This window comes from Clostridium thermobutyricum DSM 4928, from assembly GCF_002050515.1.
Taxonomy (GTDB): Bacteria; Bacillota; Clostridia; order Clostridiales; family Clostridiaceae; genus Clostridium; species Clostridium thermobutyricum.
In genome coordinates, this window is the sequence record NZ_LTAY01000070.1 from 111,787 (window position 1) to 124,186 (window position 12,400).

General features: G+C 29.7%; 10 protein-coding genes and 1 pseudogene. All 11 read left to right on the forward strand.

Annotated elements, in window-relative coordinates:
• On the forward strand, positions 1-2,070 hold the full coding sequence (gene kdpB / locus CLTHE_RS13020) for a potassium-transporting ATPase subunit KdpB (RefSeq protein WP_080023827.1): 2,070 nt from the start codon (positions 1-3) through the stop codon (positions 2,068-2,070).
• A gap of 10 nt (positions 2,071-2,080) precedes the next feature.
• Complete coding sequence (locus CLTHE_RS13025) at positions 2,081-2,677, forward strand: potassium-transporting ATPase subunit C (RefSeq protein WP_080023828.1); 597 nt, start codon at positions 2,081-2,083, stop codon at positions 2,675-2,677.
• A 43-nt stretch (positions 2,678-2,720) separates the two neighbouring features.
• A complete protein-coding gene (locus tag CLTHE_RS13030; RefSeq protein ID WP_080023829.1) occupies positions 2,721-3,878 on the forward strand; it encodes a universal stress protein in 1,158 nt (385 codons plus the stop codon).
• Between the two features lie 321 nt (positions 3,879-4,199).
• Complete coding sequence (ilvN, locus tag CLTHE_RS13035) at positions 4,200-4,712, forward strand: acetolactate synthase small subunit (RefSeq protein WP_002598831.1); 513 nt, start codon at positions 4,200-4,202, stop codon at positions 4,710-4,712.
• A 22-nt stretch (positions 4,713-4,734) separates the two neighbouring features.
• Complete coding sequence (leuC, locus tag CLTHE_RS13040; protein ID WP_080023830.1) at positions 4,735-5,994, forward strand: 3-isopropylmalate dehydratase large subunit; 1,260 nt, start codon at positions 4,735-4,737, stop codon at positions 5,992-5,994.
• Positions 5,995-6,005: 11 nt separating this feature from the next.
• Complete coding sequence (gene leuD / locus CLTHE_RS13045; protein WP_080023831.1) at positions 6,006-6,497, forward strand: 3-isopropylmalate dehydratase small subunit; 492 nt, start codon at positions 6,006-6,008, stop codon at positions 6,495-6,497.
• An 80-nt stretch (positions 6,498-6,577) separates the two neighbouring features.
• Positions 6,578-7,657 carry a 3-isopropylmalate dehydrogenase gene (gene leuB, locus CLTHE_RS13050; RefSeq protein WP_080023832.1) on the forward strand — a complete coding sequence of 360 codons (1,080 nt, stop codon included), beginning with the start codon at positions 6,578-6,580 and terminating at the stop codon, positions 7,655-7,657.
• Positions 7,658-7,659: 2 nt separating this feature from the next.
• Positions 7,660-9,318, forward strand: a pseudogene (ilvD, locus tag CLTHE_RS13055) (dihydroxy-acid dehydratase).
• A 33-nt stretch (positions 9,319-9,351) separates the two neighbouring features.
• Complete coding sequence (gene ilvB / locus CLTHE_RS13060) at positions 9,352-11,007, forward strand: biosynthetic-type acetolactate synthase large subunit (protein WP_080023833.1); 1,656 nt, start codon at positions 9,352-9,354, stop codon at positions 11,005-11,007.
• Between the two features lie 31 nt (positions 11,008-11,038).
• The gene (gene ilvC, locus CLTHE_RS13065; protein WP_080023834.1) at positions 11,039-12,043 is read left to right on the forward strand and encodes a ketol-acid reductoisomerase; all 1,005 of its coding nucleotides are present in this window, start codon (positions 11,039-11,041) and stop codon (positions 12,041-12,043) included.
• A gap of 128 nt (positions 12,044-12,171) precedes the next feature.
• Positions 12,172-12,357: a hypothetical protein gene (locus CLTHE_RS13070; RefSeq protein ID WP_080023835.1), complete on the forward strand. Its 186-nt coding sequence runs from the start codon at positions 12,172-12,174 to the stop codon at positions 12,355-12,357.
• Positions 12,358-12,400 lie beyond the last annotated feature (43 nt).

The window sequence follows — 12,400 nt, forward strand, 5'->3', positions numbered from 1 at the left end:
GTGAGTGAAAAAGAACAAGATAAAAAGAAATTTTTAAATAAAGAAATAGTAGGAAAAGCTTTTAAGGATTCTTTTAAAAAGCTAAGCCCAAAGAATATGATTAAAAATCCTATAATGTTTTTAGTTGAAATAGGTTGTGTGATAGTATTCATATTAGCCATATTCCCAAACCTATTTGGGCATACTACAGGAACTGGTGATGTTAGAGTATATAATCTAATAGTTGCTATAATATTATTTATAACAATTCTTTTTGCAAACTTTGCAGAAGCTATTGCAGAAGGAAGAGGGAAAGCTCAAGCTAGTACATTAAAACAAACAAAACAAAATACAAAAGCAAAATTACTAGATGAAGCAGGAAATATTACAATTGTAAATGCAGATGAATTAAAAAAAGGTGATATTATCTTAATAGAATCAGGAGACTTAGTTCCAAATGATGGTGAAGTTATAGAAGGTATAGCATCTGTTGATGAAAGTGCTATTACAGGAGAATCAGCACCAGTAGTTAAGGAATCAGGTGGAGACTTTGCATCAGTTACAGGTGGAACTAGAGTAGTTTCAGACTGGATAAAAGTTGAGATAACAGTAACACCAGGAGAATCTTTCCTAGATAAAATGATTAAGCTTGTTGAAGGAGCTGAAAGAAAGAAAACTCCAAATGAAATAGCACTTAGTACACTTTTATTATCATTAACAATAATATTCTTAGTAGTTGTGGTTACTCTTTATCCTTTAGCAGGATATTTAAATGTTAAACTTTCTATAGCGACATTAGTTGCATTATTAGTTTGTTTAATACCAACAACAATTGGTGGATTATTATCAGCAATTGGTATAGCAGGTATGGATAGAGTTACTAGATTTAATATGATAGCTATGTCAGGTAAAGCAGTTGAATCTTGTGGTGATGTAGATGTTATGATATTAGATAAAACAGGAACAATAACTTTTGGTAATAGATTAGCAGCTGACTTTTTACCAGTTGGTGATGTTTCTAAAGAAGATTTAATAAAGCAAGCTCTTTTAACTTCTCTTTTAGATACAACTCCAGAAGGAAAATCAGTAGTTGATTTAGCAGAAAAGTTAGGAATAACTGATAGCATAGATAATTATAAAGATGCGCAATTTATAGAATTCCAAGCTCAAACAAAAATGAGTGGTATGGATTTAAAAGATGGGACAAGAGTTAGAAAAGGTGCTAGTGCTGCTGTAAAAGATTTTGTTAAAAATCTAGGTGGAGTAATTCCTAGTGATTTAGATGAAAAAGTAGAGCAAGTTTCAAAATATGGTGGAACTCCATTGACAGTTTGTGTTGAAAATAAAATTTATGGAGTTATATATTTAAAAGATACAGTTAAACCAGGGTTAGTTGAAAGATTTGCTAGACTAAGAGAAATGGGAATAAAAACTGTAATGTGTACTGGCGATAATCCATTAACTGCTGAAACAATAGCTAAAGAAGCTGGAGTTGATGACTTTGTAGCAGAATGTAAACCAGAAGATAAAATAGCAGTTATTAAAAAAGAACAAGAACAAGGAAAAATAGTAGCAATGACAGGAGATGGAACAAATGATGCTCCAGCTCTTGCACAAGCAGATGTTGGTATTGCAATGAATACTGGTACAACTTCAGCTAAAGAAGCTGCAAATATGGTAGATCTTGATTCAAATCCAACTAAAATTCTTGAGGTAGTTGAAATTGGTAAGCAACTTTTAATTACAAGAGGGGCGTTAACAACATTTAGTATAGCAAATGATATTGCAAAATACTTTGCAGTAATACCAGCTATTTTTATAACAGCAATTCCTCAAATGAAAGTTTTAAATGTAATGCATCTATATTCACCTGCATCAGCAATATTATCAGCATTAATATTCAATGCTATAATAATACCAATTCTTATACCAGTTGCTATGAAAGGTGTAAAATATAGACCAATGAAAGCTGAATTATTATTACTTAGAAATGTTTTAATATTTGGTGTAGGTGGAGTAATAACTCCTTTTATAGGAATTAAAATAATAGATATGTTAATAACTCCACTTTGTAGAATGTTAGGAATGTAGGAGGAAGAATATGAAACACATAAAAATAGGAATAAAAATAACAATATTCTTTGCAATTGTTTGTGGAATCATATATCCTCTAGTTTTAACAGGGATAGGTCAAGTTGCAGCAAACAAACAAGCAAATGGAAGTTTAATATATGTAGATGGAAAGCCAATTGGTTCAAAATATATAGGACAAAGTTTTAATAATGATCCAAAATATTTCCATGGTAGACCATCAAGTATAAATTATAATATGACTTTAGAGAAAACAGATAATGTTCCTAAATCAGGTGGAGCAGTATTAGCACCAAATTCTAAGAAATTACAAGAGCAAGTAAAAGAAGAAATTAAGCAATTCTTAAAACAAAATCCAGGAGTTCAAGCTAAAGATTTACCAGCAGAATTATTTACAGATTCAGCTTCAGGATTAGATCCAGATATATCTCTTAGAGGTGCTGAAGTTCAAATTGATAGAGTAGCTAAAAATACAGGAATAAGTAAAGATAAACTAAATCAATTTATAAAAGAAAGTGAAATTAGTGATTCGCCAAGTGGAACAACTTTGGTAAATGTATTAGAACTTAATTTAAATGTTGCTAAAGAAGCAAAATTAATAAAATAATAGAAAGCAGTCTTATGGCTGCTTTTTTTATGGAGGTTAGAATATGGATAGTAAGTGTACTGATTTTAGAATAGAAACCTTTCATAGAGATAGAGAAAACAAAAAAGAAGGAAAAGGAATATTTAAAATATATTTAGGATATTCACCAGGAGTAGGAAAAACATATAGAATGCTTCAAGAAGGAAATAAGATGCTTGAAGATGGTGAAGATATAGTTATAGGATATGTTGAAGATCATGATAGGTTAGAAACTAGACAACAAATTGGAAAATTAGAAATAATAGAAAGAACAAAGACAAAATATCGAGGAATAAATCTTGAAGAGATGAGTGTGTTAAATATTCTTAAAAGAAATCCTAATTGGGTTATTGTAGATGAACTTGCACATACAAATATACCAGCTTCAAAGAATAAAAAAAGATATGAAGATGTTTTAGAACTTTTAGATAATGGAATAAACATTTTAACTACAGTTAATATTCAACATATAGAAAGTTTAAATGATATGGTTTCTGAAATAACAGGAATAAAAGTTAGAGAAACTATACCAGATAGAATGCTTCAAATAGCTGATGATATTATGGTTATTGACCTTCCACCAGAAAGTCTTATAACTAGACTTAAAAGTGGAAAAATATATAAAAAAGAAAATATACAAAGGTCTCTTGAAAACTTCTTTGTAAAAAGTAATCTTATTGCATTAAGAGAATTAGCATTAAGAGAGGCAGCAAATGAAATTGATGATGATTTAACTATATTAAAAAGAAATAGAGAATTTAAAAATCATATAAGAATAAATGAAAAAGTTTTAGTTTGTGTAAGTTCTAATCCACAAAGTTCAAGGCTTATAAGACATGCATACAGAGTTGCTAGAAGGTATAAGTGCAATCTTTATGTTTTAATAGTAGATTGTACAAATGTTGTAGCAAAAAGAGAATATAAAGAAATGGATAAAGTATTAGAGGGGCATAAAAAACTTGCAAAAGCATTAGATGCAATAATTGTAGAGAAACAAAGTAAATCTGTTTCAAAAGCTATTGTTGATTTTGCTAATGAAGAAGGTATAACACAAATAATATTAGGGCATAGTAATAGAAGTAAAATTCAAACTTTATTTAGAGGTTCTACAATAAATAAAGTTTTAAGTGAAGCTCCTAATGTTGAAGTAAGAGTAATACCATATGTTCAAATACAAGATTAAAAAATAGGCTTAGTGCCTATTTTTTATTTTTATTATAAAAATAAAGTAAGAAAATTTTATCGTTAAAAATAAGCTAATTTATGAAAAAAAATCGAAGAAGCTTTTGAAAGTATTTTTTTAAAAGAACAAAAATTTAGATTTGTAAAAAAATAATGGGAAAAATTTACAAGTAAAATTGTGAGTAGTAGAATTTTAAAAAAGATTAGATAAGCAAATTATTAAGTGACCAAAAAGATATTAATGACCACTTTTATGATTAGATCAGTGAAAGTGGTTTTTTTATATATAATAAGCAGATAATGACATAAGGGGGGCAAATTTATGAATAGACATGTACTATCTTTATTAGTAAAAAATTCGTCAGGAGTTTTAAGTAGAGTAGTAGGTCTCTTTTCTAGGAGAGGATACAATATTGATAGTCTTTCAGTAGGTAAAACAGAAAATCCAGATATATCAAGGATGACTATTTGCCTCAACGGAGACGATGATATATTAGAGCAATGTGAAAAGCAAATAACTAAATTACAAGAGGTAATAAGTGTAGAAAATTTAAAACCAGAGCAATCTGTTTATAGAGAGTTAGTATTAATAAAAGTTAATGCTACAGATGAGAATAGAGGAAAAATAAATGAAATAGTCAAAATTTTTAGAAGCAAAATAATAGATGTTTCAAAAGATACTTTAACTATTGAGTTAACAGGAGATGAAAGCAAAATAGAAGCTTTAATGAAACTTTTAAGTGAATATGGTATTGAAGAGTTAGTTAGAACAGGTTTAACTGCATTAGAAAGAGGAGATACAACAATAATTAAAAGAAATAATTTGAGAATTTGATAGTTAAAAGGGGATAGAGAGAATGGGGATGACAATGACACAAAAAATTCTAGCAAAGCATGCTGGATTAGATTTTGTAAGAGAAGGACAACTTATAGAAGTTAATTTAGATTTAGTTTTAGGAAATGATATAACTACACCAGTTGCAATAAATGAATTTAATAAATTTGGAATTGATAAAGTTTTTGATAAAGAAAAAATAGCTATAGTTCCGGACCATTTTACTCCTAATAAAGATATAAAAGCAGCAGAACAATGTAAGTTTACTAGACAGTTTGTGTTAAGTAAAAATATAAAAAATTATTTTGAAATAGGACAAATGGGGATAGAGCATTGTTTGATTCCTGAAAAAGGATTAGCAGTTGCAGGTGATGTAATTATAGGAGCTGATTCTCATACATGTACTTATGGTGCATTAGGAGCATTTTCTACAGGAGTTGGCTCAACTGATATGGCAGCTGGAATGGCCACAGGAAAGTGTTGGTTTAAAGTTCCTAAAGCAATAAAATTTATATTAAAAAATAAACCAAGTAAATGGGCATCAGGAAAAGATATAATACTTCACATTATTGGAAAGATAGGAGTTGATGGAGCACTTTATAAATCAATGGAATTTGTAGGTGATGGGATAAAAAATCTTTCAATGGATGATAGATTTACTATGGCAAATATGGCTATTGAGGCTGGAGGTAAAAATGGAATATTTCCAGTAGATGAAAAAACAATAGAATATTTAAAAGAACATACCAATAGAGAATGGATAAATTATGAAGCTGATAAAGATGCTTTTTATGAAGAAGAATATGAAATAGATTTAAGCAAAATAAGACCTACAGTAGCTTTTCCACATTTACCTGATAATACGAGAACTATTGATGAGGTTGGGGATATAGAAATAGATCAAGTTGTAATTGGTTCTTGTACAAATGGAAGAATATCAGATCTTAGAGCAGCAAGAGATATATTAAAAGGACATAAAGTACATGAAAGAGTTAGATGTATTGTATTTCCTGGAACTCAAAAAATTTATTTACAAGCTATAGAAGAGGGAATAGTCACAGATTTAATAGAAGCAGGAGCGGTATTTTCTACACCAACTTGTGGTCCATGCTTAGGTGGACATATGGGGATTTTAGCAAAAGAGGAAAGAGCTATTTCTACTACTAATAGAAACTTTGTTGGAAGAATGGGACATGTTGAATCAGAAGTATATTTAGCAAGTCCAGCAGTTGCAGCAGCATCAGCAATAAAAGGGAAAATATATAATCCAGAACTAATTTAGGAGGGAATAAAGTGAAAGCAAAAGGTAAAGTTTTTAAGTATGGTGATAATGTTGATACTGATGTTATTATTCCAGCAAGATATTTAAATACATCAAATCATAAAGAACTAGCAAGTCATTGTATGGAAGATTTAGATAAAGAATTTATAAATAAGGTTAGAGATGGTGATATTATTGTTGCAAATAAAAACTTTGGGTGTGGATCTTCTAGAGAGCATGCGCCTATAGCTATTAAAGCTACAGGAGTAAGCTGTGTTATAGCTTCAACTTTTGCAAGAATATTTTATAGAAATTCTATAAATATAGGATTACCAATTCTAGAATGTGATGAAGCAGCTAAAAAAATAGAATCAGGGAATGAAATTGAAGTAGATTTTAGTAATGGAATAATAAAAAATTTAACTAAAAATGAAGAGTATAAAAGTGAGGCTTTCCCAGAATTTATGCAAGAAATAATTAATAGCAATGGGCTAATAGGATATATAAAGAAACAAAAGAAATAATAATGTAAAGTTGATAAGACTAGACTTATACAAGATTATAGTGAGAAATTATAATATTTCAATTATTGGGGGGAATAAATATGGAGTATAATATAGCAGTTATTCCTGGGGATGGAATAGGACCAGAAGTGGTAGATGTTAGTTTAGGAGTTTTAAATAAAGTTGCTAAAAAGTTTAATCATAAATTTAATTATACTTTTCTTCAAGCTGGAGGATGTGCAATAGATGCTGAAGGAGTCCCACTTCCAGAAAATACTTTAAAAGAATGTAAAAAAAGTGATGCTGTAATACTTGGAGCAATTGGAGGTTTTAAATGGGATAATCCAGAAGCAAAGATAAGACCTGAACAAGCTATTTTGGGTTTAAGAGCTGGATTAAATCTTTATTGTAATTTAAGACCAGCAACTTTAAGCAAATGGCTTAAAGACGCATCACCATTAAAAAGTTCAATTATTAGAGAAGGAATTGATATTTTAGTAGTTAGAGAATTAACTGGTGGAATTTATTTCGGAGAGAAAGGGAAAGCCGTAGTAAATGGAATTGAAGAGGCTTATGATACTTTAAAATATAATGAAAATGAAATAAGAAGAATAGCTAAGATTGCTTTTGAATCTGCAATGAAAAGAAATAAAAAAGTTACTAATATTGATAAAGCAAATGTTTTAGAATCATCAAGACTTTGGAGAAGAATAGTAGAAGAAGTTGCTGAAGAATATAGTGAAGTAGAACTAAATCATATGTATATAGATAATGGAGCTATGCAACTTGTAAAAAATCCAATGCAATTTGATGTTATTTTAACTGATAATATGTTTGGAGATATTCTTTCAGATGAGGCAAGTATGATAACTGGTTCAATTGGAATGTTACCTTCTGCATCTCTTGGAGATAATAATTTTGGATTATATGAGCCTATTCATGGAAGTGCACCAGATATTGCAGGAAAAGGAATTGCAAATCCACTAGCAACAATACTTTCTGTTAGTATGATGCTTAAATATACCTTGGGATTAGAAAAAGAATCAAAAGTAATAGAAGATGCAGTTTCAAAAGTTTTAGAAAAAGGATATAGAACTTTAGATATTTTTAGTGAAGGAAAAATAAAAGTTTGTACAAAAGAAATGGGTGATATGGTTATAAAAGAAATTGGGGGAATGTAATTATGAGAAGTGATGTAGTAAAAAAAGGTGAAAGCAAAGCACCACATAGGTCATTATTTAAAGCTACTGGACTTACAGATGAAGAAATAGATAAACCTTTAATAGGAATTGTTTCATCACAAAATGATATTATACCAGGTCATATTCATTTAAATACAATAGTTGAAGCAGTAAAAAAAGGAGTTCTTGCAAATGGAGGAACACCATTGGTTTTCCCAACAATAGGAGTATGTGATGGAATAGCAATGGGACATATAGGAATGAAATATTCTTTAGCAACTAGAGAGTTAATAGCTGATTCAATAGAATGTATGGTAAATGCACATGGATTTGATGCTTTAGTTTTTATTCCTAATTGTGACAAAATTGTTCCAGGAATGATAATGGGAGCATTAAGGATGAATATTCCTTCGGTATTTATAAGTGGTGGGCCAATGCTTTCAGGAAGAGTAGGGGAAAAGAATATATCTTTATCTACAATGTTTGAAGCAGTAGGAGCTTATGAGTCAGGAAAAATAAATAAAGATAAATTATGTGAAATGGAAAATAAATCTTGCCCAACTTGTGGATCTTGTTCAGGAATGTTTACTGCAAATTCAATGAATTGTTTAACAGAAGCTCTTGGACTTGGGCTTCCTGGCAATGGAACTATTCCAGCAGTTTATTCAGAAAGAATAAGACTTGCAAAAGAAGCTGGAAAAGCAGTTATGAATCTTTTAGAAAATAATATAAGTCCTAAAGATATAGTTACTGAGAAAGCTATATTAAATGCTTTAACTGTGGATATGGCATTAGGATGTTCAACTAACTCTGTTTTACATTTAACTGCAATCGCTAATGAAGCAAATATAAAAATGAATTTAGATATTATAAATGAAGTTTCAAGTAAAACTCCAAATCTTTGTAAACTTGCTCCAGCTTCAGAGACTCATATAGAAGATTTATATTGGGCTGGAGGAATTACAGCAGTTATGAATGAACTTTCAAAAAAGAATTTATTAAGTTTGGATTGTATAACTGTAACTGGTAAAACTCAAAGAGATAATATTAAAGGAATAACTGTAAAAAATCATAAAGTAATAAAAGGAATAAAAAATCCTTATAGTGAAACTGGGGGAATTCAAGTTTTAAGAGGAAATATTGCTAGAGATGGAGCTGTAGTAAAAAAATCAGCAGTAGTTGAAGAAATGTTAAAACATGAAGGTAAGGCAAAAGTTTTTGATTCTGAAGAAGAAGCAATAGAAGGAATTTTATCAAATAAAATTGAAGCTGGAGATGTTGTAGTAATAAGATATGAAGGGCCAAAAGGCGGGCCAGGAATGAGAGAAATGCTTTCTCCAACTTCTGCAATATCAGGTATGGGACTTGATAAATCAGTAGCTTTAATTACTGATGGAAGATTTAGTGGGGCAACAAGAGGAGCTGCTATAGGACATATTTCTCCAGAAGCTGCTGAAGGAGGAGAAATAGCATTAATAGAAAATGGAGATATAATTTAAATTGATATTTTAAATGGAAAATTAGATCTTAAAGTAGCAAATGAGGTATTAGAAGAAAGAAGAAAAAAACTAGTTATACCAGAACCAAAAATTAAAAATGGATATCTTTCAAGATATGCAAAATTAGTAAGTTCAGCAAGTGAAGGAGCAATATATAAATAAAGGGTTAAAAATATTGAAGAAGGGGGGATTTATATGTTATTAACTGGGGCAGAAATATTAGTAAAATCTTTAATTGATGAAGGTGTAGAAACACTTTTTGGTTATCCAGGTGGAGCAGTATTAAATATATATGATTCACTTTATATGTATAAAGGTAAAATAAATCATATTTTAACTTGTCATGAGCAAAATGCAGCTCATGCAGCAGATGGATATTCAAGAGCAACAGGAAAAGTTGGAGTTTGTCTTGCAACCTCAGGTCCAGGAGCAACTAATTTAGTTACAGGAATAGCAACAGCTTATATGGATTCAATACCTATAGTAGCAATTACAGGAAATGTTCCTAAGGATCTTTTAGGAAAAGATAGTTTTCAAGAAGTAGATATTCAAGGAATAACCATGCCAATAACTAAACACAATTATATAGTAAAAGATGTTAATGAGTTACAAAAGACAGTAAAAGAGGCATTCCATATTGCAATATCAGGTAGACCAGGACCAGTTCTTATAGATATACCAAAGGATATTACATCAGCAAAAGCAGAATATAAGAATATGGATGATATAGAAATAAGTAATAAAGAATCTATAGTAGAATATGAAAAAATTAAAGAAGTAGCTGAAATGATAAATAAATGTAAAAAACCTCTTATTTATGCAGGTGGGGGAATAATATCAGCTAATGCGAGAAATGAATTAAGGAGTTTAGTAGAAAAAATTAATTCACCTATTTGTACATCATTAATGGGGAAAAACTCAATAGATAGTGATCATCCATTAAATATTGGAATGATAGGGATGCATGGAACAAAAGCTTCAAATTTAAGTGCAACTAAAAGTGACTTAATAATAGCTTTAGGTGCAAGATTTTCAGATAGAGTTATTACTGATCAAGAAAATATAAAAGATGCAAAAATAATTCATATAGATATTGATGGGGCAGAAATAAATAAAAATATAAAATCTGATGCATCTATAATTGGAGATTTAAAAGAAGTCCTAGAAAAACTTATACCTTTAGTAAATGAAGCTAAGCATGAAAAATGGAATTTAAAAGTAAAGAGTTTTAAAAATTTAGAAGATAAAGAAGTAGTAGACGGACTAACTCCAGAATTCTTTTTTAAAATTTTAAATAAAAAAAATAAAGATAATTTAATAATTACAACAGAAGTAGGACAGCATCAAATGTGGGCAGCTCAATATTTTAATTTTAAGAATGATAGAACATTTATATCTTCAGGTGGTCTTGGAACTATGGGATATGGACTTGGAGCAGCTATAGGAGCACAAATAGCAAGACCAGATATGAAAGTTATAAATATAGCTGGAGATGGAAGTTTTGCAATGAATTGCAATGAGTTTGCTACAGCAGTTTCTAATAATTTGCCTATAATAACAGTAGTTATGAATAATAATGTTTTAGGAATGGTAAGGCAATGGCAGAATTTATTTTATGATAGAAGATATTCACAGACAACTTTAAATAGAAAAACAGATATTGTTAAACTAGCTGAAGCATTTGGAGGAATAGGATTTAGAGTTATAGATAGAGATCAACTTGAGGATGTTTTAGATAAAGCTTTAAATTCTAAAAAGCCAGTAATTATAGATTATGTTATAGATTGTGATAAAAAAGTTTTACCAATGGTTGCGCCAGGCGCTCCAATTAATCAAATAATAAGTGAGTAAGGTATAGAGAATTAAAAGGGGGGAATAAAATATGGCAAAAATGTTTTATGAAAAGGACACAAATTTAGAATTATTAAAAGGAAAAAAAGTAGCTATAATTGGTTATGGTAGTCAAGGACATGCTCATGCATTAAATTTACATGAAAGTGGAATAGATGTAGTAGTTGGGTTATATGAAGGAAGTAAATCATGGGAAAAAGTTAAAGAGGCAGGATTGGAAGTTTCAACAGTTGAAAATGCAGCAAAAGCAGCCGATATAATAATGATACTTATTCCAGATGAAAAACAAGCTAAATTATATAAAGAAGAAATTGCACCAAATTTAGAAGCAGGAAATGCTTTAGTATTTGCTCATGGATTTAATATTCATTATACTCAAATAGTTCCACCATCAGATGTAGATGTATTTATGATAGCACCAAAAGGACCTGGACACATGGTAAGAAGAACTTATACAGAGGGGTCAGGAGTTCCATGTTTAGTTGCAGTATATCAAGATGCAACAGGAAATGCTAAAGATTTAGCTTTAGCATATGCAAATGGAATTGGAGGAGCAAGAGCAGGAGTTTTAGAAACTACTTTTAAAGATGAAACTGAAACAGACCTTTTTGGTGAGCAAGCTGTTTTATGTGGAGGATGTACAGCATTAATAAAAGCAGGTTTTGAAACTTTAGTAGAGGGAGGTTATGCTCCAGAAAATGCTTATTTTGAATGTTTACATGAAATGAAATTAATAGTTGATCTTTTATATCAAGGTGGAATGGAAATGATGAGATATTCAATTTCAGATACTGCAGAATATGGAGATTATGTAGTAGGAAATAGAATAATAACTGAAGAAACTAAAAAAGAAATGAAGAAAGTTTTATCAGAAATACAAGATGGAACATTTGCGAGAAATTGGTTAACTGAAAATGCTGTTGGAAGACCTTTCTTTAATTCAGTTAGAAGAATAGAAAAAGAGCATCAAATTGAGAAAGTTGGAAAAGAATTAAGAGGAATGATGAGTTGGATTGATACTAAGAAATTAGATTAATTTAAAATGTAAGTTGATATTATAAAGATTTAATACTTTTAGAATAAGTTAAGAGAAAACCCTTGCTATCATAGCAAGGGTTTTTTGCATATTATAAAATATAAAACTTTTAAATTAGGTGAATTAGGATGAAAAAAAGTAATATAAACAATGAGGAGAAAAAAGGGTTAAGATTTTTTGAAGTTTTATCAGCTATAGCATCATGTGGATTTGCAGTAGTTGGAATTTTTAAAGAAGAAAATTATTGGCCACTAGTTGTTTTATGTCTTGCCATAAGTTTATTCTGTAATTATATTGGCAATTTTAAAGAATAAAGAGTGAAAAATAATAAATATAAAGTTAAAATATAGTTATAAC